This window comes from Nguyenibacter vanlangensis (assembly GCF_038719015.1).
GTDB lineage: Bacteria > Pseudomonadota > Alphaproteobacteria > Acetobacterales > Acetobacteraceae > Gluconacetobacter > Gluconacetobacter vanlangensis.
The window spans coordinates 4042532-4067944 of the sequence record NZ_CP152276.1; the positions used below are offsets into that span (position 1 = coordinate 4042532).

Here is a 25413-nt window from a genome sequence, read left to right on the forward strand (position 1 = left end):
AACTTACGGTTTTCAGAACTCACGCCCGCCGCGCCGCGGGCAGCATCCGGCCCAGGATGCCGTCGCGCCGTACGTAATGCCGCCATAGGACGACCGCGGCGTGACCGAAGGCAAGGGCCATGATGGTCCAGGCGCCGTAGTTATGCAGGGTCGCGACGATGTGGTGGCCGGTCTTGTCCAGCCGGCAGGGGACGCAGGTCAGATGGGCGCCGAAGACGAAGAGGGGGCGCGTGCCGCTCCACCGCCATTCGAAACCGGCCATCGTTTCCGCCACCAGCAGGGCGTAGAGCGCCAGATGGACCAGGATGGCCAGCCGGTTGTCCGCCGGGCCGGCGGTCGTCCGCCGCCGCCGGGCGAACAGCCAATAGAGCCGGAAGAGCAGCAGCACGGCAAAGGCGAAGCCGATGCTGGTGTGGATGTCGCGGGCTGTGCCCTTCCAGCCCGCGCCGAACCAGGACCAGGTCTCGCCCATGGCGAATTGCAGCAGCACGATACCGGCCGTCGCCCAATGCAGGGCACGGGTGAGGCGGTCATAAGCCTGGACCGGGGCAGGGGGCACGCTGGTTGTCATGTCGATCATTTCGGTTGAGCCGTCGCAGGCTTGTAGCCGTCCGTCAGGGTGTTCAGGAAGGCGACCAGATCGTCCATTTCGGCTTCGGACAGGATCGGCTGGCCGCCGGTCTTCTGTGCGGCGAAGGGCATGTCGTCGCGATCCACATTGCCGCGCAGGTCGGGCGGCAGGCCGTTATAGGGCAAGGCCCCGTCGGGCCGGGTTCCGTCGGGCCGGATGTCGGGCTGGCGGCCGTACCAGCGCGCGGGGTCGGTATCGCGCGTGACGTAGAATGCGACCACGTCGCGCAGCGACTTCAGCACGCCGTTATGGAAGAACACATGGCGCGTCGCGACGTTGCGCAGGGTCGGGGTCATGAACAGGCCGCAATAACGGCGGTTTGCCGCATCGCGCGCCGGGGCCAGGTCGGTGCGCAGGGGGCCGCACAGGCCCATGTCGTAGCGGCCCATCCCGGCCGGCGGCCGGACCCGCGGATTGTCCGGTACGCCGATATCCTTGAAGAAGAAATCGGTGAACTGTCCGACCGAGGTCGAGCCGTCCTTGCCGGGGCCGATGCCGGCGGTGTGGCAGGAGGCGCAATTGGCGCGGTCGGCATCGTTGAACAGCGCCATGCCGCGCTGCTCCTGCGGGGTCAGCGTCGCCAGGCCGCGCGTATAGTAATCATATTTGCTGGTATAGGGGTGGAAGGACGAATCCTCGTGCTGGAAGGCCGCCAGCGCCGTGCCGATCGCCCGGATCGCCTGCTGCGGGGTGGCGAACACGTCCTGGCCGAACAAACCGGTGAACTGGCGCACATAGTCCGGATTGCGCCGCACCCGGGCCCGCACCGAATCGATGTCGGGATTGGCCATTTCGAACGGGGTGGTCAGCGGACTGACCGACTGGACCGCCACCGAGGCCATGCGTCCGTCCCAATCATAGCCGCCGCCGGGTCCGCTGGCCGATTCGTCGGGATTTTCCAGCGTGGCCGAGAAATCCGGCACCTCGTCCCTGTAGGTCAGGGTCGGCACCGCGCGGACGCCGGGAGTGTCCAGCCGGGCGCCCCCCATCTGCACCGCCAAATCGTTGCGCGGCGCATAATGATTGGCCGGATCGTGGCAACTGGCGCAGGATTGCCGGCCGGACGCCGACAATCCGGGATCGAAGAAGAGCTGCCGCCCCAACTGGGCGACAGGCGACAGGGGCGCCGCCGCCATGACCGGCGACGACGCCCCCCAACAGGCCGGGATCAGGGCGGCGGCCAGCGCCCAGACGGCCGCGCGCCCCTTGCCATGCCGCGTCATCGCGGCGGCCTTGTCCGCAATCCGGTCAACGGGCCGGGATCGCGAACATCTTGGCCATCGGCACCACCGGCGTCTGGACGAACGCGCCGTCGGCCGGCTGTACCGCGACGCCGTCATTGGCGTGGCCGATATGCTGCTTGATGCCGAACGCGTCTTCCAGCGTCCGCAGCAGCGAATAATGGTTGTACGGGGTGTCGTCCTGCACGCCCTTCACGCCGTGGTTGGTGATGACCAGCGTCGGGATGCGCCCGCCGCCCTGGTTGACCACGCCCTTGTGCGGCTGGCCGGGGGCCACGGGGTGATAGCCGCAGCAGCCCTGCACGCCCGCGCCGCCGCTGTCATCCTCGTCGAACGTCACGACGATCGCAACATTCTTCTTCGACGTCCACAGCGGCGAGGCCTGGATATGGTCGACCAGGGTCCGGACGTAATCGTCGCCGGTGGTCAGCAGAGGCGAGGGGCCATAGCCGTGGCCCTTGCATTGCGGGTGGTCCTTCATCGGGCCCGACGGGCCATGGTCGTCGTGGCACTGGTCCGGCACGAAATAGGCGAAGCGCGGCAGGCTGCCATCGGCCAGATCGTCGAAGAACGCCTGTTCGGTGCGGTTATGGGCGTGGAAATCGGGCGCTTCGCGGATATCGTCGAAATTGACCGACGGGTTGTGCTTGGACGCGTACAGCCCGCGCACGTCGGCACCCTGGTCGTCCGGCGCCGGATAGGTGGGCATTTCGGGCATGGTTTCGCCCGTCTGTGGATTGGTCGGCATGCTTTGGTTATACATCGACCAGGAAATGCCGGCCGTGTTCAACTGAGCGAAGAAGTTCGGCACCGTGAAATGGTGGGCGACATACGCCTTGGTTTTCTTGATGCCGTTGCAGGGACGGTTCATCGGCGCCATGTCCGGCTTGCCGGCCACGATGGCCTTGTCGGCCGGCTGCGGGGTGCCGTCGGCCTGGCAGTACCAGGCGTCGTCATCCAGTACGCCTTCCTGGTCGCCGGCCATCATGGCGATGTAGTTCGGCTCGCTGGGGTGGGTGATGCCGTAATAGTTCGTCGCCGAATTATATTTTTGCGCCAGCGCCGTCATGTGGGGCGAGCTGGCGGGCTGCGCGCCGATGATTTCGCCGTACTGGCGGTTTTCCATCTCGATGATGATGATGTTGTCATAGCGCGGCACGCCTTCCAGCATCGCCGCGCCATGGTGATGCGCGCCGTGATGCTGTGCGGCCAGCGCCTGGCCTCCGGTGACGAGCGCCGAGGTCGAGAGCAGGACGGCCCCCACCCGGGAGAGGATCGATCGTGTCGCCATGGCGTGTCTTCTTTCTGTGCGCATGCGCTCGAGGGAGCCGGACGCCGGCGCGATGTCCCGGCACGGATGACGCCGTCTTTAGCGCCATCAGCAACCGGGCAGAAGCGGCGAACTTTCCCTGTCATGTTAAAGTTTCAAGAAATTCTGGACGTTGATTTAAAGAGGAACGATTTGGAGATGGACGTTTCGACCATGCGGCGGGCGGCGCTGCCCTGGGTCGCGTCCTGCATGGCGCGGCCTGAATGCCAGGCCGCGACGGTGGTATTTTTTACGATTTCTTCTTGGCGGCGGCCGCGGCCTGTGCGGCCGCTTCGGCCGCCGGGTCCTGCGCCACGGTGTAGATGTCCAGCGCCGCGGGCTCGGTCGCCGTCCTGGCGTGGGCGATATAGAGCTGCTTCAGCCCGCCGACATAGGCCGAGACCTTGCCGGTCCTGGTGTCGATGCGCTGTATTTCCGAGAAATGATCGGCGTCGTCGCGATGGAAGACGCTGAGCCCCTCGGCGCCGCTGATATAGAGGCGCTTGTTCTTGCCGTCCCAGGTCTCGCCGTCGGCGGTGTCGACGCAATCGGCGGTGGACAGCAGATTGCCGGTGGTCGAGTCGATCACGAACAGCTTGCCCGGCTTGCGGCCGACCACGAACAGGCGCTGGGTCTTGGCGTCATAGGCCATCGGCGTGTTCATGTTCAGGCCGGGGATGGTCCAGATCGTCTTGAGCCGGCGGGCCTGCAGGTCGACGACGGCGATCTGCTTCCTGTCGCGCAGGTTGGCGAACAGCAGGTTGCGCCCGTGATCGACGACCATCGATTCGATGTTGGCCGACGGGATGCCGATCCGCGCGACTTCCTTGTGCTGCCTGACGTCGATGACGCTGATCGACGAGTTCTCGGAATGGTCGTTCTTGCCGCCGTTGCCGACATAGAACAGGCCGGCCTTCTTGTCGAAGACGGCTTCATCCGCGCCGGGACGCAGCGTGATGACCTTGACGATCTTCAGCGACGGCACGTCGACGACGACGCAGCCCAGCTTGTCGTCCGAAACGAAGAGCTGATGCTGGTCGGCGACATAGGCCGGGGTGTGCGGCAGGCCGAAACCGCCGGCCGAGGCGAGGTGCGTGCCGTCGCTGAGGCGGAACATCTCGGCCGTGGCGTGCTTTTCGGCCATGACCAGCAGCAGATTGTCCTTCTTGTCGATCGCGAAATGATCGAAGCCGCCCTTGGTGATTTCGGGCAGCTTGGTGCTGTGCAGGAACTGCACGGGCCCGGTATCGGCGTTCAGGGGCGCGGCCGACGCGGCGTTGCAGCCCAGGCAGCCCAGCATTGTCGTGCCGAGCAGCAGAGCGATCTTTTTACGAAACATGATGCACCTTTCTTGTCCTTGGCGTCAGTTCGCGATCGTCCCGGGGTCTTGCGGGTCGCAAGGAGGGCCGGGCGAACGGCGAAATGAATGCCGGATTTGTAGTCGGGTGCGGCGTGGCTGTGCGTGAACGTTACGCAGCAGGATTGCGGCTGATTTTTTAAAGATTTGAGGAAAATTTAACGTCAGCCGCGAGACAGGCCGGTTTCGGTCCGGTCGGGCGTCGTGCGGCTGCCGGGCAGCAGCCTGCGACGCCATTGCGCGGCGCGGCGGCTGAGCTGTTCGAGGCACAGATATACGACGGGGGTGGTGAACAAGGTCAATGCCTGACTGACCGCCAGGCCGCCGATGATCGCGATCCCCAGCGGGTGGCGGACCTCGGAGCCGTAGCCGTTGCCGACGACCAGCGGCAGCGCGCCCATCGCGGCGGCGAAGGTCGTCATCATGATCGGACGGAAGCGCAGCAGGCAGGCCTGGCGGATGGCCTGATGCGGCGTCAGGTCGTGGTCGCGTTCGGCCGCGATGGCGAAATCGATCAGCATGATCGCGTTTTTCTTCACGATGCCGATCAGCAGGATCACCCCGATCATGCCCATCAGCGAGAAATCCTGCCCGAACGCCCACAGCGCCAGCAGCGCGCCCACCCCGGCCGAGGGCAGGGTGGACAGGATGGTCAGCGGATGGACATAGCTTTCATACAGGATGCCCAGCACCATGTAGACCGCCGCCAGCGCCGCCAGGATCAGCAGCGTCTCGCTGCTGGAATTGTTCTTGAACTGCGCCGCATTGCCGGTGAAGGCGCCGTGGATCGAGGCCGGGATCTTCAGTTGCCGTACCGTGTCCTCGACGATCTGCACCGCCTGGCCCAGCGACACGCCGGTCGGCAGGTTGAACGAGACCGTGGTCGCGACCCCCTGGCCCTCATGATTGATGGCCAGCGGAATATGGCCGGCGCTGCTGAGGCTGACGACGCCCAGCGGGACCATGGTCTCGGCGGCGGTGGACACGGCCGAGCCGGTCGAGGCCGAACGGCCGCCGGCCAGCGTGTTGGCGATCTGGTTGCGGAAGGATTGCGCGCTCTGCGCCGTCGCGGCGGTGGCCGCCGCCGGGTCGCCGGCGCGGACGCGGATCGTGTTGGCCTGCGTGCCCCCCTGTGCCGCGCCGCCCGCGACGCTGACCCACACCTGGCGCAGCGAGGCCGGGTTCTGCCAGAAGCGGGGGGCAGCCTCCATCACCACCCGGTACTGGTTCATGTCGTTGTAGATGACCGAGGCCGCGCGCTGGCCGTAGGCGTCGTACAGCGTGTTGGCGATCAGTTGCGGCGTGATCTGCGTCCGCGCCCCGGCGTCGCGGTCGATCGCGACGTTCATTGCCAGCCCGCCCAGCAGCACGTCGGACGAGACGTCCATCAGTTCCGGCCGGGTCGACAGTGCTGCCACCAGCTTCTGCGTCCAGGCGTAGAGCGCGGTCGTGTCGTCGCCCTGCAATGTATAGAGATAGGCCGCGTTGCTGGGCCGCGCGCCGATGCGGATGGCGCCGCGCTGCAGCGCATAGAAGCGCGCGCCCGTCATGTCGTGCAGGCGATGGTTGAGATTGGCGATGGTGGTCGCGGGCGGATGCGGCCGCTTCGACTTGTCGGTCAGGGCGATGAACAGATTGCCCTGGTTCGACGACCCCCTGCCGCCGACGAAGCCCGCCACCCCCGCGACGTCCGGGTCCTTCTGCAGGGCGGCCAGGGTCTGGTTCATCTTCTGGTTCAGGGCGTGGAAGGAAATCGCCTGGTCGCCCATCAGCCGGCCCAAAAGCACGCCGCTATCCTCGTCGGGGAACAGGCTTTGCGGCATGGTCAGGTAGATCGCCACCGTCAGGCCCAGCGTTGCCGGCAGGCTGAGCAGCATCGGCGCCCGGTGCGCCAGCGCCCAGTCCAGGCAGCGCCCATAGACGCGCAGCATGGCCAGGTGCCCGCGTTCGACCCACCCGGCCAGCCGGCCCGCGCCGCCGCCGGCGTCGTGCAGGGTCAGCCGGGCGCACAGCATCGGGGTCAGGCTGAGCGACAGGGCCATCGACATGCACAGGGTCACCGACACCGTGACGGCGAATTCGTGGAACAGCCGCCCGGTGATCCCGCCCATCAGCAGGATCGGCAGGAAGACGGCGATCAGCGAGACGGTGATCGAGACGACGGTGAACGCGACCTCGCTCGCGCCGCGCAGCGCGGCCTGGAAGGAGGAGAGGCCGGATTCGACGTGGCGGGTGATGTTTTCCAGCACCACGATGGCGTCATCGACCACGAAGCCGGTCGAGATCGTCAGCGCCATCAGGGACATGTTGTCCAGCGAGAAGCCCAGCAGGCTGATGACGCCCAGGGTGCCCATGATCGCGGCCGGGATGACGATGGCCGGAATCAGCGTCGCGCGCAGCGTGCCCAGGAACAGCAGCACCGTCAGCACCACCAGCAGCGCCGACAGGAACAGGGTCATGCGCGTGTCGGCCAGCGACGCCCGGATGGTCTGCGAGCGGTCCATGAAGGTATGGAGCTGGATCCCCGCCGGCAGCGTGGCGCGCAGATGCGGCAATTCGGCGTGCAACTGGTCCAGCGCCCGCACGATATTGCCGCCCGCCTGCATGAAGACCATCATGACGATGGCCGGCTCGCGCCCGAAATAGCCGGCATTGCGTACGTCCTCGACAGAGTCGACGACCTGCGCCACGTCGCTCAGCCGGACCGGCCTGCCGTTGCGATAGGCGATGACCAGGTCGCGATAGGCCTGGGCGCTGCGGGCCTGGTCGTTGGTCTGCAGCGTGAAGCGCATGCCGCCCTGGTCAATGAAGCCCTTGGGCGTGTGGGCGTTGGCCGAGGCCAGGGCGGCGCGGATATCCTCGAACCCGATGCCGAACTTGTACAGCGGCAGCGGATCGATCTCGACGCGCACCGCGGGCAGCGCGCTGCCGCTGATCTCGACCAGCCCGACGCCCCGGATCTGCGACAGGCGCGGCAGCAGCAGGCTGGAGGCCTTGTCGTACAGCTCGGGCAGGGGGCGGTTGCCGGATGTCAGCGCCAGCATGATGGCCGGCGGGTCGTTCGGGTTCGCCTTGTAATATTCGGGGTTCTGCCGCAGCGTGGTCGGCAGGTCGGCGCGTGCCGCCTGGATCGCGGCCTCGACGTCGCGGGCCGCGCCGTTGATGTCGCGCGACAGGGCGAATTGCAGCGTCAGCCGCACCATCCCCTGGCTGGATTGGGACGTCATCTCCTCGAGGTCGGCGATCGCGGCCAGATGGCGTTCCAGCGGCTCGGCGACCGAACTGGCGACCTGCTCGGGCGAGCCACCGGGCTGCTGGGCCAGGACCTGGATGACGGGGAAGTCGATATTCGGCAGGTCGGCGACCGGCAAAGCGAGATAGCCCAGGACCCCGCCCAGGATGCAGGCCAGGGTCAGCAGCGTGGTCGCCACCGGCCGGCGAATGAACAATCCTGTCACTGTCATGTCGGGTATCCGCGTCTCGTCCGAAGGGGCCGGCGATGGGCCGCGATGGGCTGGCGGGGATGCTGCGCGAATGTCTCTTCCATGCTCCCGTGGCCCATCGCCTTATGTCCGTGACCGCCCTGCCTCCGTCCAGCGCGGATGGGCTAAATTATTCTCAACACTGTCGGGACGGGCGTGCCGAGGGCGGTTTTCCGCCGGTCTCGCAGCGGGGGGCTGTCCGGCATGGCGCGGGGGCGGGCAAGGCGATAGAAGGGCACATGGCATCATCCGCACCATCACGGACCGGGCTTCCGCCCGGCTGCAGGGCCTCGGGGAGGCGCCGCGCCTCGCGCGGCGGATGGTGGCTGGTGCTGTTCGCCCTGGTGGGGCGCCTGGCGCTGGGCGGGGCGGGCGTTCCGGCGGACGGCATGGCGTGGCCGCCGGCCGCGTCCGCCGTCCTGGGCGTGCTGTGCGACGCAGCCACGCCCGGCGGGGGCGCGACCGACGGGTTTGTAACTGGCGCGCCGCACCGGCATGGCCCGCATCGCCTGGCGGCCGACGGCGCGGTGCTGGCCCTGCCGGGCCAGGATCTGCCGGACGCGATCCTGCCGGTGCCCATGGTCCTTGCCGGCGGCCTGCCCGGCCCGTCGCGTGGAGGATGGATGCGCCCGCTGTCGCGCGGGCCGCCCCGCGTGACCCGTACGGCCGCCCATCCCCGAGGGCCGCCGATCCTGTCCTGACATCACATCGCATCGCCGTCGCTCCTTCCCCGTCTCCGGGGATGGTCCGTTTCGCATTGCCGTCAGGACATGCCCTTATGATCCGTCTTTTCCGCGCCGGCCCCTGGCCGGATTACCGTACCGTCTGGCGCTGGCATTTCTATGCCGGGCTGCTGTGCCTGCCCTTCGTCGCATTCCTGTGCCTGACGGGGACGCTCTATCTGTTCAAGCCGCAGATCGAGGCCCGCATCGACCGGGCCTATGACCATCTGCCGCCGCCCCCGCCGGGCGTGCAGGCCGCGACGCCGGGGGCGGCGGTCGCGGCCGCGCTGCGCGCCGTACCCCGGGGCCGTTTCCTGGCCTATGAACTGCCGTCCTCGCCCCATGCGGCGCTGCGGGTGCTGATCGGGCGGGGCGGGGATGCGGTGCGCGTCTATCTCGACCCCGTCACGCTCGTGGTGCTGAAGCGCGTGTCGGAGGAGTCGCGGTTCGAGCGGGTGGTCTTCAACCTGCATGGCCAGTTGCTGATGGGCAATGCCGGCTCGATCATCATGGAACTGGTGGCGTCCTGGACGATCGTGCTGGCGGTGACCGGCCTGTATCTGTGGTGGCCGCGCCGGGGGGCGGGGCAGGGCTGGGGTGGTGTCGTCTATCCGCGGCTGGGCGCGGGCGGGCGCACGGCCTGGCGCGACGCCCACGCGGTCACCGGCCTGTTCGTCTCGCTGTTCCTGGTGCTGTTCCTGGCCAGCGGCCTGCCCTGGTCCTTCGTCTGGGGGCATGCGCTGAAGGCGGCCGAGGATCGGCTGGCGCCGATCCTGCCGGTGCCGGGCCCCTCGGTGCCGGACTGGCAGATCGGCCATGTGCCCGCCCGGGTGGAGATCGCCGGCGGGGCATCCGGCATGGCGGCGATGCCCGGCATGGAGATGGACGGCCCGACGCGCGCGGCCATGCCGGCGGCGGGGTTCGATCCGGCGGCGCTGGATCGCGTGGCGGCGGCGGCGATGCGGCTGGACCTGCCCGCGCCGGTCCTGGTGACGCCGCCAGCCGGCGTGGGACAGGGCTGGGGCGTGCGATCCGATACGCAGAACCGTCCGCGCCGGGCCTCGGCCCGGTTTGCGGCCGACGGGCGGATGCTGTCCTTCACCCCGTTCGCGGCCAAGGGACCGGTGGACCGGATCGTGGCCTATGGCGTGGCGGCGCATGAGGGGCAATTATTCGGCTGGCCGAACCAAATGGCGAACCTGCTGGTCGCCACGGGGCTGCTGACCATGAGCGTCGCGGCGACAATCCTGTGGCTGCGCCGCCGGCCGCTCGGCCGGCTGGGGGCCCATCCGCGCCATCCGGAGGGCCGGGTCGGCTGGGGCGGGGTGCTGCTGGCGCTGGCGCTGTGCCTGCTGCTGCCGGAACTGGCGGCGTCGGTCGCGATCCTGCTGGCGGCGATGGCGGTCGGGCGCCGTTTTCGCCTGGGGTGACGAGTGCCCTGGGATGAGGGATCAGGACGCGGGCGGCAGCAGCCGGCGCAGGCGGGCGGCGATCTCGCCCGCGTCGGCGTCGACCGGGAACAGCGAGACCAGCCGGTTGTCCCCGTCCATCAGATACAGCACCGAGCTGTGATCCATCAGGTAGCCGTCCGGCGCCCGGGCGTCCGGATGGCGGCGCGCCATGGCGCGGAATTCCGCCAGCATATGGTCGATATCCGCCGCATTGCCGGTCAGGCCCACGATCCGGGGCGAAAAGGCGGCGACGTAGCGGTGCAGCGCCGCCGGCGTGTCACGCTGCGGATCGACCGAGACGAACAGGGGCACGATGTCGTCCTGCCGGGGCCCCAGCCGGGCCAGGGCCGCGGTCACGGTGGACAGGGTCAGCGGACAGACATCGACACAGTGGGTATAGCCGAAATAGACCAGCGTGTAGCGGCCGTGGAACGAATCCTGCGACACGATGCGACCCTGGTCGTTCATCAGCACGTAATCGCCGCCGATCCGGGGCGGTGTGCCGGCGCCGATCGCGGCGCGGTACAGCGCGGCGGCGCCCAGCAGGCATATTCCGGCCAGCGCGACCGCCAGCCCGGCCCGCCTGTCCCGCGATCCGTTCCGCCTCTTGCTCTTCTGCCTGTCCTGCCGCCGTGTCATGGCCCGATTATAGGCGCCTGGCCGCCCGGAGCCCAATAGCGGGGCCGGCGGTCAGCGCAGAAAGACCTTCGGCACGCCCTCGCTGTTCAGGCAGGACATCACGATCACGCCGCTCCACAGCAGCAGCGACAGGCCGGCGGCGGCGCGCGCGCGCAGCATGCCGGCCGGGCCGCCGCCCAGCGCCGGCATATAGACCCGGCGGTGGCAGAAGGCGGCCAGCGCCAGCGCCAGCGCGATCAGCAGCAGCTTGGGCGTCAGATAGCCCCGGCTGCCGATATGCACCGGGTCGTAGAAAAACAGCGCCACGCCGCTGAGCATCGCCACGGCGAACAGCGTGTGCAGCCAGGGCACGATCAGCCGGGTGATCGCGGCCAGCGCGGCATGGCCGTTGCGGCGGAACAAAGCGGCGCCGAAGATCATGTCGATGCCGAAGAAGCCCGACATGCTGATGATGTGAACGATCCGGACCAGGTAGTGAACCGGCTGCATCCAGTAATGGTACATCCGGCTGTCGAGTGCGATCAGCACGGCATAGGGCAGGCGCATGAACGCGAAAGGATGGGACATCATGGGTTTCCGCAGCGGCGAACGCGTCACCGCATAGCACGTCAAGTTGACAGTGCGAACCAGTCGCATTAGCAGCGAAGCACGATTCTGCTGGATCCGCCCATGCGTGCCGCGCCTTTCTTCCGTCCGCGCCTCTCTTTCGCCCCGGCGCGCCGCGCCCGCGGCCCGATGGCCGCCATGCGCCTGATCCTGGCGGCGGGCGCGGCGGGCATGGTCCTGTCCCCGGCCGCCGCCCTGGCGCAGGACCCGGTGCATCTGGTCGTGAAGAACCATCATTTCAGCCCGGACCATGTGACCGTCCCGGCCGGCCAGCGCTTCCTGATGACGCTGACCAACCAGGACGACACGGTGGACGAATTCGAGAGCTATGACATGAAGTTCGAGAAGATCGTCGTGCAGGGCGGCACGATCACCGTCCATGCCGGGCCGCTGCATCCCGGCACCTATAAATTCTTCGACGATTATCACCCCGACCTGGCCACGGGCACGGTGACCGCGGACGGCGCGGCGCAGGAAGGAACGCACTGAGATGCTGGGCAGTCTGCTGATCGTCTTTCGCGAGGTGATGGAAGCCGGGCTGATCGTCGGCATCGTGCTGGCCGCCACGCGTGGCATTGCCGGGCGCGGCCTGTGGGTCGCCGGCGGGATCGGGGCCGGGGTGCTGGGGGCGGCGATCGTCGCGCTGTTCGCCGGGGCGCTGTCGCAGGCGCTGTCGGGCAACGGGCAGGACGTGTTTTCGGCGGCGATCCTGTGCCTGGCGGTCGTCATGCTGGGCTGGCACACGGTGTGGATGGCCCGGCATGGCCGCGAACTGGCGCGGGACATGCGGGACATGGGCGACGCGGTGGCCAGCGGGGCACGTTCGCTGCCCGCTCTGGCCGTGGTGGTGGCCGTCGCCGTGCTGCGCGAGGGGGTCGAGGTCGTGCTGTTCCTGTACGGGATCGCGGTTTCGACCGGGTCGGGCCCGGCAGCCATGCTGGGCGGCGGCCTGCTGGGGGTGGCGGCCGGCGGTGCGCTGTCCTGGGCGCTGTATCGCGGCCTGGTGGTGATCCCGATGCGGCATCTGTTTACCGTCACCGGGCTGCTGGTCGCGGTGCTGGCGGCGGGTATGGCCAGCCAGGCGGCGGCCCTGCTGGCCAATGACGACCTGATCCCGGCCCTGGGCTATGAGATCTGGGACTCGTCCTGGCTGCTGTCCGATGGCAGCATGGCGGGACGGGCGGCCAAGGCGCTGACCGGCTATTCCGACCGTCCCACCGGCGTGCAACTGGTGGCCTGGGCGGTGACGCTGCTGGTGCTGCTGGTGGCCGGCTACCGGGTCGGCCGCCGCCCCGTCCGTGCCGATGCTTAACCTGATCAGGAAGAAAAAAACGATGATGGTCCGGAATCTTGCCGCCTTCCTGCTCGCCGTGCCGCTGGGGGGCGTGCTGAGGGCCGCGCCCGCGCTGGCGCGGGAATATCCGATCGGCGGCCCGGTCTATGCCCATGACATGGAGATCGCCGCCAATTACCTGGTGGGGGTCGAGGTCGCGCCGATGATGGCGGGCATGCCGACCGGCCCCGGGTCCATCCATCTGGAAACCGACATCCATGCCACCGCCGACAATGTCTGGGGCTTTCCGGACGGGGCCTGGGTGCCGTACCTGACGATCACCTACAGGCTGACCCGCGCCGGCAGCCCCTGGACGGCAACGGGCACGCTGCACGCCATGACCGCCAAGGACGGCCCGCATTACGCGGACAATGTCCGCATGGACGGGCCGGGGACCTATACGGTGGAATTCCGCTATGGCGCGCCCGAGGCGAACGGTTTCATGCACCATGTGGACAAGGAGACGGGCACGCCGGGCTTCTGGGCCCCGTTCGGCGAATCCTTCACCTTCGCCTATCCGCAGAAATAAATTCGGGCAGGACACCAGGGGGTGTCGGACGATGGCCCTGTGATGAACGATTCCGGCCGAGGCGCCGATATGCCCCCCGGTTTTTCGGATGATTTTCGCGACGCGCTGGATCGGCTGTTCGTCTGGCGGCGCGACGTGCGGCATTTCCGGACCGATCCGGTGGACCCGGCGGTGCTGGACCGGCTGCTGGCGACCGCCTGCCTGGCGCCCTCGGTCGGGCTGAGCGAGCCGTGGCGCTTCGTGCGGGTCGAGGCGCCGGCGCGCCGGGCGGCGGTCCGGGCGGATTTCGCCCGCTGCAACGCGGACGCGCTGGCCGCCCGGACGGGGGCGGAGGCCGCGCGCTATGCGGCGCTGAAGCTCGCGGGCCTGGATCGCGCGCCCCATCATGTCGCGGTATTCTGCGACGCTGATCCTGCCCAGGGGCGCGGGCTGGGGCGCCGGACCATGCCCCAGACCACGACCTGGTCGGCGGTGATGGCCATCCATACATTCTGGCTGGCCGCCACCGCCGCGGGGCTGGGGGTGGGCTGGGTGTCGATCCTGGACCCCGCCCGCGTCGCCGCCATCCTGGAGGCCGAGCCGGGCTGGAATTTCCTGGCCTATCTGTGCGTCGGCCATCCTGAAACGCCGGCGGATTCCCCCGAGCTGGAACGCCAGGGGTGGGAGCGGCGCAACCCCGCCCGCCGGGCCTGGATCATGCGCTGAGGCGCCGGCCGCCATGTTCGGTCCCCGGCCCGTATTCCGCCGGGACGACGGAAAACAGCCGCGCGGCGCCCTGCGGCGGCGGCGGGTCCAGCAGGCGGGGCGTGCGTCCCGCGGCCAGTCCGTCGAGCAGGCGCAGCGGCCCGCCATGCGTCATGACGCCGGCCGGCCGGCCCGCCTGCAGCATGTCCGTCCAGAACGCGCCGACGCGCCGGCGCAGCGCATGGCCGCTCTCGCCGCCGGGCGGGGCGAAACCTTCGGGGTCGGCGGCCCAGGCATCCAGCGCGGCCCGGTCGATCCGCGCCCAGGCCAAGCCCTCCCACGCGCCGAAATCCAGTTCCGCCAGGCGGGGATCGACATGCAGCGCCAGCCCGGCCCGTTCGGCGACGCGCCGGGCCGGCAGGTGGCAGCGCGCGGCCGGCGCGGTGTACAGCACGCGCAGGCCCGCCCCGCGCGCCAGCACCGCCAGCCCGTCGGCGCGGGCCTCCCATCCCGGGCGGGGCGGCAGGTCCAGCCGCCCGTAGCAGGTACCGGGCGCGACCTGCACCGGCGGGTGACGCACCAGCAGGAAGGGCAGCGCCGGGTGCATGCCGGCTGCCGGGTCGTCGGGGGGATGTGGGGTCATCGGCGCTTTCTTCACCTCGCGTCTGCGCAGGACGCCGTCGGCCGCGATCGTGCCAGCCGGCCCGGTGGCCGTCAAAGCGGATTTCGGCGGCCATCCGGCCTGGGCGGCGGCGGCGCGCCATTTTCCTGACAGGCGGATTTCTTGACAGGCGGGGCGCAGCTTCTATGAAGGGCGCGATGGTTCCGTCGCGCGCGGATGAAAAGGCGTGCGAGGATTAAAAGGGAACGCAGTGCGGGCCGGCCGGTCCAATCCTGCGGCTGCCCCCGCAACTGTAAGCGGCATGTTCACGCATCGCCGGGCGTTCGGGCCCGGGGCCACTGGGGTTCTCGTCTCCGGGAAGGCCATGCGGAACGTCTTGCCGCAAGCCAGGAGACCTGCCGTCAGCACTGATTGCGACCGGGAACCGTCGGGCGGGGTGATCCGACGGGCGAGCTGGGGATCCGTTCCGGGGGAAGGGCGGGCCCGTCTCGTCTCGTGGCAATCGCGCATGGTCACGAGAACGAAACTTGATGCACGATTTTCGACAGGTCCTGTCCCGCTCGACCTTCTTTGCCTCGGCCCTGTCCGCCGGGATGTTCGCCGGCTGGAACGGCGCGCTGGCGCAGGCGCCCGATGCGGCGGAAGAGAAGGCCGCGGCGCGGCCCGGCGCGCCGGTTGCGGCCCCGACTTCGGCCCCGATTTCGGCATCGGCCCCGGCATCGGCTCCGGCCCATGTCGCCATGGGCGCGCAGCATGTCCGGGTGGCGCTGGGCGGGGACCAGTTGCCGGAATCCGTCACCGTCAGCGCCGCCCGCCGCCCCGTTCGCATCGATGAGATCGGCACCAGCGTCAGCGTCATTACCGAAGCGGACATCGCGCTGCGCCAGCGTCGCACCCTGCCCGACCTGCTGCTGCAGGAGCCGGGGCTGAACCTGGTCCAGACCGGCGGGCCGGGGGGCACGACCTCGATCTTCATGCGCGGCACCAATGCCAACGAAGTGAAGGTGCGGCTGGACGGCATGGACATCAACGATCCCAGCAATCCGAACGGCGCGTTCGATGCCGCGCAGTTCCTGACCGACGGGATCGGCCGGGTGGAGATCCTGCGTGGTCCGCAAAGCGGCCTGTACGGCGCGGATGCGATGGGCGGGGTCATCGACATCACCTCGATCGCGGGCGAGGGGCCGATGAAGGCCACGCTGCGCGTCGAGGGCGGCAGTTTCGGCACCACCGGCGAGGCGCTGGGACTGCGCGGCAGTCGGCAGCGGTTCCATTATTCGGTCTATCTGACCCACAGCCACGTCTCCAGCGTGCCGGTGACGCCGCCGCGGCTGATTCCGCCGGGGCTGAACGTGCCGGGCAACGGCAACGACAATCGCTCGGCCAATATCCGCCTGGGCTATGACGTGACCGACAATTTCGACCTGGGGCTGACGGCGCACCTGACGCAGGCGACGTACCGCTATGTCGACAGCGACTACAACACCTATCCCCCCGAGCCGACCCAGGGCCGCAGCACCCAGAACCTGAACGAGGCCGTGGTGCGCGGCACGGCGCATCTGCGCTCGTTCGGCGGGCGGTTCGATCAGATTCTCGGCGTGGGCTACACGGCCTATCGCAGCCGCGATCTGACGGTGGACGAACCGGTGGGGCCGGACGACGGCAATCCCAGCTTCTATCGCGGCGAACGGGTGAAGATCGACTGGCACGGCACCGCCGACCTGGGCCGCGCGGGCAGTCTGCTGGTGGGGGCCGAACATATCCACGAGGCCATCCTGAACAGCCCGATCTCGGCGCATACCGATACCAATGCCGGGTACGGCCAGTATCAGGGCCAGTGGCGCAAGATCCTGTACGGCGCGGCGAACATCCGATACGATTCCAATTCGCGCTACGGCAATTACGTGACGTGGCGCGCGGCGCCCGCCATCCATGTGCCCGGCACCGGCACGGTCATCAAGGCCAGCGCCGGGTCGGGCTATCACGGTCCGTCGCTGAGCCAGTTGTTCGTCAGCTATCCGGCCTATTTCTTTTTGGCCAATCCGAACCTGAAGGCCGAGCGCCTGCTGGGCTATGATGCCGGCATCGAACAGCGCCTGCTGCGCGGGCGGCTGACGATGGGCGCGACCTGGTATCAGAGCAAGGTCGACAACCTGATCACCACCGGGCTGTCCGGCTATGACTATACCTATGTCAATGTCGCGCGGGCCCGTCTGCATGGGGTGGAATCCTTCATCGGCTGGAAGGCGCTGGACACGCTGGACCTGATGCTGAACTATACCTGGACGGTCGCGAAAAATGCCGATACGGGCCAGGAATTGCAGCGCCGGCCGGAACACAAGATCAGCTTCAGCCCCGTCTGGCGCGCCACGCGCGACCTGACGGTCTCGGGCAGCCTGGTGTTCCTGAGCCATTGGCGCGACGTCGATCGCTACGGCATGCAAAGCGATGTCCGCGCCCCCGGCTACGTCACTATCGACATCGCCGCGCGCTATCGCGTCAACCGCCACCTGTCGGTGTTCGCGCGGGCCGACAATCTGCTGAACCGGCAATATGAAAATCCGATCGGCTATCTCCAGCCCGGCCGGGCCGGCTATGGCGGCGTGACGCTGGCCTACTGACATGCGCCTGCCCGCCCGCGCCCTGCTTGCCTCTGTAATGGCCGCCCTGCTGCTGGCGATTCCGGCCATGGCGCGCGCGGGGGCGGCGGCGCGGCACCGGATCGTCTCGCTGAACCTGTGCACCGACCAGATGCTGCTGCTGCTGGTCCCGCCGCAGGACATCGCCGGCCTGTCGCCGCTGGCGCGCGATTGCGCCTATTCGATGTTGTGCGATGCGGCGCGGGCGGTGCCGACGATCCGCCCGACGGCCGAGGCCGTGGTGGCGGCCCGGCCCGACCTGGTGGTCGGCGGAAACTATACGGCGATGACCGCCCTGCTGGCGGCGCGCCAGGCCGGCTTGACGGTGGTGCAGTTCGCGCCGGCCGAGCGGCTGGCGGACATACCGGGCCAGTTCCGCGCGCTGGCCGAGGCGGCCGGCGTGCCCGAACGGGGCGCCGCCCTGGCCGGCGCGTTCGAACGGCGCCTGGCCGCCCGGCCGATCGCCCGGCCGGCCGCGCCCGGGGGCGGCGACCCGGTCGCCGCGCTCTATGCCGCCAACGGCTTCGTGACGGGTACGGGGACATTGGCCGACGATATGCTGGCCCATGCGGGGTTCCGCAACTTCGCCGCCACCATGGGGCATCGTCATGCGGCCTATCTGCCGATCGAGGATCTGATTGCCCGGCCGCCCGACCTGCTGGTGCTGATCCGTTCGGAGACCGGCACCTCGCTGGCGCAGGACCTGTTGGACCATCCGGCGCTGCGCGCGGCCTTTCCCGGCGCGCATCGCCTGTCGCTGCCCGGCCGGCTGTGGCTGTGCGGGCTGCCGCAGACGCTGGATACGCTGGACCGGCTGGCGCAGGCCCGCCAGGCCCTGGAGCATTTCGCCCTGGAGCATGTCGCCGGGGAACGTCCCGCCCCGGAATATTCCGATCCGGCGCAGGAGGCCGGCCGATGATCGATCGCCGCGACCTGCCCTTGCTGGGCGCCTTGGCCGGCGCCGTCCTGGCGTTGCTGCTGCTGTCGCTGGCCTGGGGGGATAGCCGCATCGCCTTCCTGCCGGCGCTGCGCGACCTGCTGGCGGGGCGGCACAGCGCCGGCGCGGTGATCCTGGGCGAGCTGCGCCTGCCGCGGGCCCTGCTGGCGGCGTCGGTCGGCGCCACGCTGGGCCTGTCCGGCGCGGTGCTGCAGGGCTATCTGCGCAATCCGCTGGCCGATCCGGGCATATTGGGGGTATCGGGCGGCGCGGCCCTGGGGTCGGTCCTGGTCTTCTATACCGGGCTGACGGCGGTGTCGGTGCTGATGCTGCCGCTGGGCGGGCTGGCCGGGGCGCTGCTGGCGGTGCTGCTGCTGATGGGCCTGGTGGGGCAGGGCGGGGCGCTGGTCCTGCTGCTGGCCGGGGCCGCGCTGAGCAGCTTCGCCGCCGCGCTGACGGCGCTGGCGCTGAACCTGATGCCCAGCCCCTATGCGTCGTTCGAGATCATGCGCTGGGTCATGGGGTCGCTGACCGACCGGACCTTCACCCATGTATGGGTCAGCCTGCCCGGGATCATCGCCGGCTGGATCCTGATGATGACGACCGCGCGGGCGCTGGATGCGCTGGCGCTGGGCGACGAGGTGGCGGAAAGCCTGGGCTTTCGCCTGCGCGGCGCGCGCGGGGTGCAGGCGCGGGTGATCCTGGGCGCGGCGCTGGCGGTCGGGTCGTCGGTCGCGGTCAGCGGGGCGATCGGCTTCGTCGGGCTGATCATCCCGCATCTGCTGCGGCCGCTGACCGGGCACCAGCCCGCGCGGCTGCTGCTGCCGGCCGCGCTGGGCGGGGCGTTGCTGCTGCTGGTCTCGGACGCGGCGGTGCGGCTGCTGTCGGGCGGCACGGAATTGCAGATCGGCGTGGTCACCGCGCTGATGGGCGCGCCGGTCTTCTTCCACCGGGTGGTCGCCATGCGCCGGGGCGTGTCATGAACGGCCTGCCCAGGGATGGCCTGCCCAAGGATGGTTTGCCCAGGGATGGCTTATATGTGCGCGGCGCCACCCTGTCCCTGGCGGGGCGGACGATCCTGGACGATGCGGCGGCGCGGCTGGCGCCGGGCGAGGTGCTGGGGCTGATCGGCCCGAACGGCGCGGGCAAGAGCACCTTGCTGCGCGTCATGGCCGGCATGCAGCGGCCGGATGCGGGCGGCGCCGTGCTGGATGGGCGCGACCTGGCGGCGGCGGCGGCCGGATGGCGGGCCCGGCACCTGTCCTTCCTGCCGCAGGAGGACGTGCCGCCGCCGCCGATGCGGGTCGAGGACCTGGTCGCGCTGGGCCGCCTGCCGCACCGGGCCCATCCGGAACGGGCCCGCGACCGGGAGGCGATCACCCGCGCGCTGCGCGAGACGGACCTGCTGGACCTGCGCGCGCGGCCCGGCAGCATGCTGTCGGGGGGCGAGCGGGCGCGGATGCGCCTGGCGCGCGCCCTGGCGGTCGAAGCCGCCTATCTGCTGGCCGACGAGCCGGTCGCGGCCCTGGACCCGGCGCACGCGCTGAACGTCATGGCGTCGTTCCGGCGGCTGGCGGCGGGGGGGACGGGGGTGGCGGTGGTGCTGCACGACCTGGCGCTGGCGGCGCGCTTCTGCGACCGGGTGATGCTGATGCAGGCCGGGCGCGTCGTGGCGGACGGCCTGCCGCAGGACGTCCTGACCGACATGGCCATGCAGGCGGTCTATGGTGTCGCGGTCCGGCGCATCGGCCAGGCGGTCATCCCCTGGTCGCTGACGGAGTGAGGGCGCGCAACACGGGGCGGCTCGCGCCCTGCCGCCGATTTCATGAAAGATACACAAAAGTAATGGACGGTTCCGGGTAGAAGAAGCCCGTCTTTCATCTGGGTGTGCTGTCCGCGATGAACGTGATTCTGAACGACCGGCTTGCGTCGGCCAGTTACCGGACCGTCTTCCTTTCCGACGTACACCTGGGCACGCGCGATTGCCGCGCGGATCTTCTGTCGGAATTCCTGGGCGGCATGACGTGCGAACGTCTCTATCTGGTCGGCGACATCATCGACGGATGGAAGCTGAAACGCTCCTGGTTCTGGAACAGCCATCACGATGACGTGGTGAACCAGATCCTGCGCATGGGCCGCAAGGGGACCGAGATCGTCTATATCCCCGGCAATCACGACGAGATCCTGCGCCGCTGGCTGCCGCATCAATTGGAGGTCGCGGGCATCCGCCTGTGCGAAACGGCCGAGCACGTGACCGCGGCGGGCAGGAAATTCCTGGTCCTGCACGGCGACGAGTTCGACAGCGTCGTGCGCTATGCCCCGTTCCTGGCGATGCTGGGCGACCGGGCCTATACGGCGGCGCTGATCGTCAATCGCTGGTTCAACCTAGTGCGCCGCCGGCTGGGCCTGCCCTATCGCTCGCTGTCGAAATGGCTGAAGCGGCAGGTCAAGGGCGCGGTCATGGCCATCGACCGGTTCGAGACCGCGGTGGCGGACGAGGCAAGGCGCCGCGGGATGGACGGCGTGATCTGCGGCCATATCCACCACGCCATCATCAAGGACCTGGACGGCGTGCTGTACATGAATGACGGCGACTGGGTCGAAAGCTGCACCGCGCTGGTCGAGCATCATGACGGCAGCATGGAATTGCTGGACATGACCGATGTGCGCCGCCGCCTGCCGGCGAACGCATCGCGCCTGGCGTCGCTGCTGTTTCCGGCCGGCGTCTGAATGACGCCGTCTGCCGTGGTTCTGGATCGTGCCGGGCCCGTATCGGTGGATTGTGTGTCGGCGGATCATGTATCGGCGGACCATGCCTTGCGCCTGCTTGTGATCACCGATGCCTGGTATCCCCAGGTCAACGGCGTGGTGCGCACCGTGTCGCGCCTGGCGGACGAATTGCGCGCGATGGGGGTGACCGTGTCGGTCATCGGTCCGCACCTGTTCCGGACCATCCCCTGTCCGACCTATCCGGAAATCCGGCTGAGCGTGCTGCCCTATCGCCGGTTGCGCCGGCTGATCGGGGCGTTTGGTCCCGACGCGATCCATATCGTGACCGAGGGGCCGCTGGGGCTGGCCGCGCGGCGCTGGGCGATCCGCAACGGGCGATGCTTCACCTCGTCGTTCCATACGCGGTTCCCCGAATATATCCGGGCGCGGAGCGGGCTGCCGACCCGCGTGCCCTATGGGTTCCTGCGCTGGTTCCACGGCGCCGCGGCGCTGACCCTGGTGCCGACGCCCAGCATGCTGGGCGAGTTGAGCGATCGCGGCTTCCGCCATCTGGAATGCTGGACGCGGGGTGTGGATACCGACCGGTTCAGCCCCGACTCGGCCGGCCATGACTGGCAGGCGCTGTACGGCGTTCCGGGGCCGTACATGCTCTATGTCGGCCGGGTGGCGATCGAGAAGAACCTGACCGCGTTCCTCGATCTGGACCTGCCCGGCACCAAGATCGTGGTCGGTGACGGGCCCGACCGCGCGGACCTCGCCGCGCGCTATCCCGGCGTCGTCTTTACCGGCTACAAGGAAGGCGCCGACCTGGCGGCGTCCTATGCCGCCAGCGACGTGTTCGTGTTTCCCAGCCTGACCGACACGTTCGGGCTGGTGATCCTGGAGGCCCTGTCCTGCGGCCTGCCGGTCGCGGCATTCGACGTGACCGGACCGCGCGACATCCTGCCGCGGGGTGTGTCCCCGCTCGGCGCGATCGGGCCGGATTTGCGGGCCGGCATCCTGGCCGCCCTGAACGGCGACCGCGCGGCCTGCCGGGCCCATGCCGCGCGCTTCAGTTGGAATGCCTGCGCGCGGATGTTCCTGGATGCCGTCGTCCGGGCGCAGGGGGTGAGTGTGCCGCGTTGAGGGGCGTCATTCAGCGGCGCCGGCTTCAGATCCGGGTGCCGTACAGTCCCTTGTGCGGCGAGACATGCAGGATATAGCTGTGCGGCGGAGCGGCGGCCCGGGGCCGGTCGCCGAGAGTCCAGTCGCGGATGGAATGGCTGAGTTCCAGCTCGTCATGCGGTTCCCATTCGACGGCGAAGACATGCCGCCGCCAGGACAGCGAGGCCGCGATCTGCGTGGGGGCGCGGGCATAATGCAGGGCGAGCCGATCCTGGCGGGCGATCTGCCCGCCCGCGGCGACCAGCATGGCCACCCCCGCCGCCACGGTCGCGACATGGCCGACATGGCGGAACAGGCGTTCGTGCAGATAGGGCAGGATCCGGCGCATCAGCAGGGATGACAGGATGGCGGCGGCGGCCACTGCGGCGCCGGCGGCCAATCCCCGCGCGTCCAGCAGGCCGAACGCACCGTACAGGGCCAGTTTGAGCAGATGCAGCATGATCTCGTTGGCCGCCCGGGTCGCGACGATTTCCTCCTTGCGCAGGCCCAGCCGGTAATAGAACCCGTTGAAGAGCAGTCCGACCGCACCGGTAAAGCCCGACAGGAAGCCCGCCGCCGCCCCGATGGCCGACAGCCAGGCCTGGCGCGGCGTCCCGCCATCCGCACCCTTGCCGTTCACCATATGGGGCGTCCTGCGAAAGAGCAGCGGCACATTGCCCACCAGGAACAATCCCAGCAGCAGGTTCAGATAGACCGGGTCCATGCGGCTGAGCGCCCACGCGCCCAGCATGGCGAAGGGCAGGGCGGTGGGGGCGAAATGCCGCACCACGTCCCAGCGCACCGCGCGCCGGAACGCGGCGATGCGGGCCAGCGAACTGGCGGCGGTGCCGATCGACAGGGCGGCCGGCACCTGCGCGGCCGGAACGGCCAGGCCCAGCAGCGGCATCAGGATCAGCCCGGCCCCGCCCCCCGAGACCGCGCTGAGGCCGAAGGCGAGGGTCGAGACGGCAAAGATCAGGCTCCATAGCAGCATCGGTGTCCGGGCTCCCGCGGGCGGGCCCGCTGCGCCGGGCCGCGCGGGCAGGATGCCGGATTCCGGCAGAGCCTGTCAGCTTACATTCTCCCAATCGTCCGTTCCGGCGTATCCGGCGACGTTCTTTAACGGGCGACGATTCTTAAAAAGCCCCAATCTTTTGCCGGCAGCCCTTACGGGCGGTGGGCGGCGGCCGCTATTGTGCCGCGCCCCATGACGGACGAGCCATGACGGACGACCAACCGCCCCCGCGCCTGCTGCTGGTCGAGGACGACCCCGATACGGCCGCCTATGTCCGCGACGGCCTGGCGCAGGACGGGATCGCCGTCACCTGTGCGGCCAACGGCACCGAGGGGCTGTCGCTGGTCTTTTCGCGTGAATGGGACATCATCGTGCTGGACCGGATGTTGCCGGGCATGGACGGGATGGCCGTCCTGGTCCGCCTGCGCGAGGCCGGGATCCGCACGCCCGTGCTGTTCCTGACCACCATGGACGGCGTCGCCAGCCGGGTCGACGGCCTGCGCGGAGGGGCGGACGATTATCTGGTCAAGCCGTTCGCGGTCCGGGAACTGGCCGCCCGGGTGGCCGTGCTGCTGCGGCGAGCGGGGCCGGCGCGGCATGTCACCACCCTGCGGATGGCGGGAATCACGCTGGACCTGCTGACCCGCGAGGTTACGCGCTATGGCGACAGGCTGCATCTGCAGCCGCAGGAGGTGAAGATTCTGGAATATTTCATGCGCAACCCGGGAACGGTCCTGTCGCGGCAGATGCTGCTGCTTTATGCCTGGAACGTGGATTTCCCCGTGCGTACCAATATCGTCGAAACCCATATCAGCCGCCTGCGCGACAAGCTGGGTCACGACGGACGGCAACTGATCCAAACGGTCCGCGGTGTCGGCTATATCCTGAGGGACGTGGATCTTGACCATTCCCGTGGCGGTTAGGGGGGCGGTTAGGGGCAGGCTGGACGCGCTCTATCGCATCACCTCCAGCCTGTCCTTCCGGATCGTGCTGCTGTTCGCCGGCTTTCTGATGCTGTCGGGCGCGCTGGCGATCCTGCTGTCGGGGCTGCAGAGCCAGCATTCGCTGGAAAAACAGATCCGCCGGGCCGTCCGGGCCGAGCGGACCGAGGTCATCTCGGCCGCCGGGGGGATGGACCTGGCGCATTTCCGGCCGGTGGTCCAGAACCTGGTCCGCCATGAGCCGGATTTCTTCTATCTGCTGGAAGACGGCGCCAACCGGGTGCTGGCCGGCAACATGCTGCATCTGCGCCCCCAGCCGGGCAGCCGCTGGCTGTCGCGGGCGCACCGCCAGCTTTATGGCGAACCGGAAAGCGCGATCTACGGCGAGGGCGTGCTGCTGAATGACGGCGGCTATTTCTTCGTCGGGTTGAATGCACGCTCCCTGACCGAATTGCGGCGCGATTTCTGGATCATCGTGGGATGGAGCCTGGTGGGATTCTCGGTGCTGGGGGTGGGCGGCGGGATGATCCTCAGCACCATCATCCTCGGCCGGATCGAGACGATCAGCGTGACCGCGCGCCGGATCATGAGCGGGGACATGGCGCAGCGGATTCCCTATCAGGGCGCGGATGACGAATTCGACCACCTGGCGCACAGCCTCAATGCCATGCTCGAGCGCAACGAGCGCCTGATCTCCAGCCTGCAGCAGGTGTCCAACGACATCGCCCACGACATGCGCCGTCCGCTGTCGCGTCTGCGCCGGCGGCTGGAGGCCGCCGCCCTGGCCGAGCGCCTGCCCGATGCGGCCCGCGACACGATCGAGGACGCGCTGGGCGACCTGGACGCGGCGCTGGAGACCTTTTCCTCGCTGCTGCGCCTGTCGCAGATCGAGGCGGAGATTTCGACCGGCACCTGCGCCCGAGTCAGCCTGGACGACCTGACCCGCCGGATCACGGACCTCTATGGCCCGGTGGCCGAGGACCGGGGGCAGGTCCTGATCGTGCCCGGGCCGGTGCCCGGCACCGTCGCCGGCGATCCGGTCCTGCTGATGCAGATGCTGTCCAACCTAGTGGAAAACGCCATCAACCACACGCCCGCCGGCAGCCGGATTTCCCTCGACGGACGGCTGGCGGACGGCAGGATCCTGCTGGTGGTGGCCGATGACGGGCCGGGCATTCCGCCCGACGCCCGCGAGCGCGTCTTTCAGCGGTTCGTCCGGCTGGATGCCAGCCGCTCGGTGCCCGGCAGCGGGCTGGGGCTGAGCCTGGTGCGGGCGATCGTGCGGCTGCATGGCGGGACGATCAGCCTGTCGGACAATCGTCCCGGCCTGCGCTGCACGATCATCCTGCCCGATGACGCTGCGGCCGGCGACTCGCCGCGCAGCCCGGCGGCCTGACCCGTC

Annotated in this window: 23 protein-coding genes and 1 riboswitch; of the genes, 14 read left to right on the forward strand and 9 right to left on the reverse strand. The window is 69.1% G+C overall.

What is annotated here, in order from left to right:
* Positions 1–19: 19 nt before the first annotated feature.
* The 5 genes from AAC691_RS18885 to AAC691_RS18905 all read right to left on the reverse strand — a co-directional run bounded on the left by AAC691_RS18885 (position 20) and on the right by AAC691_RS18905 (position 8002).
* Positions 20–580 (reverse strand): cytochrome b/b6 domain-containing protein, encoded by a 561-nt coding sequence (locus tag AAC691_RS18885; RefSeq protein WP_342628071.1) that lies wholly within the window; start codon positions 578–580, stop codon positions 20–22.
* Positions 577–1854 (reverse strand): cytochrome c peroxidase, encoded by a 1278-nt coding sequence (locus AAC691_RS18890; protein WP_342628072.1) that lies wholly within the window; start codon positions 1852–1854, stop codon positions 577–579. Before AAC691_RS18890 ends, AAC691_RS18885 begins: the two co-directional genes overlap by 4 nt.
* Positions 1855–1879: 25 nt before the next feature.
* The gene (locus tag AAC691_RS18895; RefSeq protein ID WP_342628073.1) at positions 1880–3163 is read right to left on the reverse strand and encodes an alkaline phosphatase family protein; all 1284 of its coding nucleotides are present in this window, start codon (positions 3161–3163) and stop codon (positions 1880–1882) included.
* A gap of 268 nt (positions 3164–3431) precedes the next feature.
* Positions 3432–4520, reverse strand: a complete 1089-nt coding sequence (locus tag AAC691_RS18900; RefSeq protein WP_342628074.1) for a hypothetical protein — start codon at positions 4518–4520, stop codon at positions 3432–3434.
* A 182-nt stretch (positions 4521–4702) separates the two neighbouring features.
* The gene (locus tag AAC691_RS18905; protein WP_342628075.1) at positions 4703–8002 is read right to left on the reverse strand and encodes an efflux RND transporter permease subunit; all 3300 of its coding nucleotides are present in this window, start codon (positions 8000–8002) and stop codon (positions 4703–4705) included.
* Positions 8003–8259: 257 nt separating this feature from the next.
* Between AAC691_RS18905 and AAC691_RS18910 the strand changes: the two genes are divergently transcribed.
* Positions 8260–8721, forward strand: a complete 462-nt coding sequence (locus AAC691_RS18910) for a hypothetical protein (protein WP_342628076.1) — start codon at positions 8260–8262, stop codon at positions 8719–8721.
* Between the two features lie 77 nt (positions 8722–8798).
* Complete coding sequence (locus AAC691_RS18915) at positions 8799–10172, forward strand: PepSY domain-containing protein (RefSeq protein WP_342628077.1); 1374 nt, start codon at positions 8799–8801, stop codon at positions 10170–10172.
* Positions 10173–10193: 21 nt separating this feature from the next.
* Here the strand turns inward: AAC691_RS18915 and AAC691_RS18920 are convergent, their stop codons facing one another.
* Together AAC691_RS18920 and AAC691_RS18925 are read right to left on the reverse strand one after the other, a co-directional pair.
* Entirely contained in the window at positions 10194–10832 is a 639-nt protein-coding gene (locus AAC691_RS18920) for an SCO family protein (protein ID WP_342628078.1), read from the reverse strand.
* A gap of 51 nt (positions 10833–10883) precedes the next feature.
* On the reverse strand, positions 10884–11402 hold the full coding sequence (locus tag AAC691_RS18925) for a hypothetical protein (RefSeq protein ID WP_323990103.1): 519 nt from the start codon (positions 11400–11402) through the stop codon (positions 10884–10886).
* 174 nt (positions 11403–11576) lie between these two features.
* On the opposite strand from AAC691_RS18925, the gene AAC691_RS18930 reads away from it, so the two are divergent.
* From AAC691_RS18930 to bluB, 4 genes are read left to right on the forward strand one after another with little or no spacing between them, the layout of a single operon-like run.
* On the forward strand, positions 11577–11927 hold the full coding sequence (locus AAC691_RS18930; RefSeq protein ID WP_342630274.1) for a cupredoxin domain-containing protein: 351 nt from the start codon (positions 11577–11579) through the stop codon (positions 11925–11927).
* Between the two features lies 1 nt (position 11928).
* Complete coding sequence (locus tag AAC691_RS18935) at positions 11929–12750, forward strand: FTR1 family protein (protein WP_323990104.1); 822 nt, start codon at positions 11929–11931, stop codon at positions 12748–12750.
* Between the two features lie 22 nt (positions 12751–12772).
* On the forward strand, positions 12773–13300 hold the full coding sequence (locus tag AAC691_RS18940; protein WP_342628079.1) for an iron transporter: 528 nt from the start codon (positions 12773–12775) through the stop codon (positions 13298–13300).
* Between the two features lie 42 nt (positions 13301–13342).
* Positions 13343–14005, forward strand: coding sequence for a 5,6-dimethylbenzimidazole synthase (gene bluB / locus AAC691_RS18945; protein ID WP_342628080.1), 663 nt, complete (start codon positions 13343–13345; stop codon positions 14003–14005).
* Here the strand turns inward: bluB and AAC691_RS18950 are convergent.
* Positions 13995–14627, reverse strand: a complete 633-nt coding sequence (locus AAC691_RS18950) for a histidine phosphatase family protein (protein WP_342628081.1) — start codon at positions 14625–14627, stop codon at positions 13995–13997. The two genes, bluB and AAC691_RS18950, sit on opposite strands and share 11 nt — an antisense overlap.
* A 160-nt stretch (positions 14628–14787) precedes the next feature.
* A riboswitch (cobalamin riboswitch) is annotated at positions 14788–15024 on the forward strand.
* A 175-nt stretch (positions 15025–15199) separates the two neighbouring features.
* Between AAC691_RS18950 and AAC691_RS18955 the strand changes: the two genes are divergently transcribed.
* The 6 genes from AAC691_RS18955 to AAC691_RS18980 all read left to right on the forward strand — a co-directional run bounded on the left by AAC691_RS18955 (position 15200) and on the right by AAC691_RS18980 (position 22037).
* Positions 15200–17227: a TonB-dependent receptor plug domain-containing protein gene (locus tag AAC691_RS18955; RefSeq protein ID WP_408906112.1), complete on the forward strand. Its 2028-nt coding sequence runs from the start codon at positions 15200–15202 to the stop codon at positions 17225–17227.
* 1 nt (position 17228) lies between these two features.
* A complete protein-coding gene (locus AAC691_RS18960) occupies positions 17229–18164 on the forward strand; it encodes an ABC transporter substrate-binding protein (RefSeq protein WP_342628083.1) in 936 nt (311 codons plus the stop codon).
* Positions 18161–19165, forward strand: a complete 1005-nt coding sequence (locus tag AAC691_RS18965) for an iron ABC transporter permease (protein ID WP_342628084.1) — start codon at positions 18161–18163, stop codon at positions 19163–19165. Before AAC691_RS18960 ends, AAC691_RS18965 begins: the two co-directional genes overlap by 4 nt.
* A complete protein-coding gene (locus AAC691_RS18970; protein WP_408906018.1) occupies positions 19162–19965 on the forward strand; it encodes an ABC transporter ATP-binding protein in 804 nt (267 codons plus the stop codon). The genes AAC691_RS18965 and AAC691_RS18970 overlap by 4 nt, the downstream gene beginning before the upstream one ends.
* Positions 19966–20081: 116 nt before the next feature.
* Positions 20082–20912 carry a UDP-2,3-diacylglucosamine diphosphatase gene (locus AAC691_RS18975; RefSeq protein WP_342628086.1) on the forward strand — a complete coding sequence of 277 codons (831 nt, stop codon included), beginning with the start codon at positions 20082–20084 and terminating at the stop codon, positions 20910–20912.
* Positions 20913–20999: 87 nt separating this feature from the next.
* On the forward strand, positions 21000–22037 hold the full coding sequence (locus AAC691_RS18980) for a glycosyltransferase family 1 protein (protein ID WP_342628087.1): 1038 nt from the start codon (positions 21000–21002) through the stop codon (positions 22035–22037).
* Between the two features lie 25 nt (positions 22038–22062).
* On the opposite strand, the gene AAC691_RS18985 is transcribed toward AAC691_RS18980, so the two are convergent.
* On the reverse strand, positions 22063–23049 hold the full coding sequence (locus AAC691_RS18985; protein ID WP_342628088.1) for a sulfite exporter TauE/SafE family protein: 987 nt from the start codon (positions 23047–23049) through the stop codon (positions 22063–22065).
* A 227-nt stretch (positions 23050–23276) separates the two neighbouring features.
* Here AAC691_RS18985 and AAC691_RS18990 point away from each other — a divergent pair, with 227 nt between their 5' ends.
* Both AAC691_RS18990 and AAC691_RS18995 read left to right on the forward strand, forming a co-directional pair.
* The gene (locus AAC691_RS18990; RefSeq protein WP_342628089.1) at positions 23277–23993 is read left to right on the forward strand and encodes a response regulator transcription factor; all 717 of its coding nucleotides are present in this window, start codon (positions 23277–23279) and stop codon (positions 23991–23993) included.
* Entirely contained in the window at positions 23971–25407 is a 1437-nt protein-coding gene (locus tag AAC691_RS18995; RefSeq protein WP_342628090.1) for an ATP-binding protein, read from the forward strand. The genes AAC691_RS18990 and AAC691_RS18995 overlap by 23 nt, the downstream gene beginning before the upstream one ends.
* Positions 25408–25413 lie beyond the last annotated feature (6 nt).

Bases quoted from the DNA above. Each gene is read 5' to 3' on its own strand.
- AAC691_RS18885 (WP_342628071.1), bottom strand. From the start codon at position 580: ATGATCGACATGACAACCAGCGTGCCCCCTGCCCCGGTCCAGGCTTAT.
- AAC691_RS18890 (WP_342628072.1), bottom strand. From the start codon at position 1,854: ATGACGCGGCATGGCAAGGGGCGCGCGGCCGTCTGGGCGCTGGCCGCC.
- AAC691_RS18895 (WP_342628073.1), bottom strand. From the start codon at position 3,163: ATGGCGACACGATCGATCCTCTCCCGGGTGGGGGCCGTCCTGCTCTCG.
- AAC691_RS18900 (WP_342628074.1), bottom strand. From the start codon at position 4,520: ATGTTTCGTAAAAAGATCGCTCTGCTGCTCGGCACGACAATGCTGGGC.
- AAC691_RS18905 (WP_342628075.1), bottom strand. From the start codon at position 8,002: ATGACAGTGACAGGATTGTTCATTCGCCGGCCGGTGGCGACCACGCTG.
- AAC691_RS18910 (WP_342628076.1), top strand. From the start codon at position 8,260: ATGGCATCATCCGCACCATCACGGACCGGGCTTCCGCCCGGCTGCAGG.
- AAC691_RS18915 (WP_342628077.1), top strand. From the start codon at position 8,799: ATGATCCGTCTTTTCCGCGCCGGCCCCTGGCCGGATTACCGTACCGTC.
- AAC691_RS18920 (WP_342628078.1), bottom strand. From the start codon at position 10,832: ATGACACGGCGGCAGGACAGGCAGAAGAGCAAGAGGCGGAACGGATCG.
- AAC691_RS18925 (WP_323990103.1), bottom strand. From the start codon at position 11,402: ATGATGTCCCATCCTTTCGCGTTCATGCGCCTGCCCTATGCCGTGCTG.
- AAC691_RS18930 (WP_342630274.1), top strand. From the start codon at position 11,577: ATGCGCCTGATCCTGGCGGCGGGCGCGGCGGGCATGGTCCTGTCCCCG.
- AAC691_RS18935 (WP_323990104.1), top strand. From the start codon at position 11,929: ATGCTGGGCAGTCTGCTGATCGTCTTTCGCGAGGTGATGGAAGCCGGG.
- AAC691_RS18940 (WP_342628079.1), top strand. From the start codon at position 12,773: ATGATGGTCCGGAATCTTGCCGCCTTCCTGCTCGCCGTGCCGCTGGGG.
- bluB (WP_342628080.1), top strand. From the start codon at position 13,343: ATGAACGATTCCGGCCGAGGCGCCGATATGCCCCCCGGTTTTTCGGAT.
- AAC691_RS18950 (WP_342628081.1), bottom strand. From the start codon at position 14,627: ATGACCCCACATCCCCCCGACGACCCGGCAGCCGGCATGCACCCGGCG.
- AAC691_RS18955 (WP_408906112.1), top strand. From the start codon at position 15,200: ATGTTCGCCGGCTGGAACGGCGCGCTGGCGCAGGCGCCCGATGCGGCG.
- AAC691_RS18960 (WP_342628083.1), top strand. From the start codon at position 17,229: ATGCGCCTGCCCGCCCGCGCCCTGCTTGCCTCTGTAATGGCCGCCCTG.
- AAC691_RS18965 (WP_342628084.1), top strand. From the start codon at position 18,161: ATGATCGATCGCCGCGACCTGCCCTTGCTGGGCGCCTTGGCCGGCGCC.
- AAC691_RS18970 (WP_408906018.1), top strand. From the start codon at position 19,162: ATGAACGGCCTGCCCAGGGATGGCCTGCCCAAGGATGGTTTGCCCAGG.
- AAC691_RS18975 (WP_342628086.1), top strand. From the start codon at position 20,082: ATGAACGTGATTCTGAACGACCGGCTTGCGTCGGCCAGTTACCGGACC.
- AAC691_RS18985 (WP_342628088.1), bottom strand. From the start codon at position 23,049: ATGCTGCTATGGAGCCTGATCTTTGCCGTCTCGACCCTCGCCTTCGGC.
- AAC691_RS18990 (WP_342628089.1), top strand. From the start codon at position 23,277: ATGACGGACGACCAACCGCCCCCGCGCCTGCTGCTGGTCGAGGACGAC.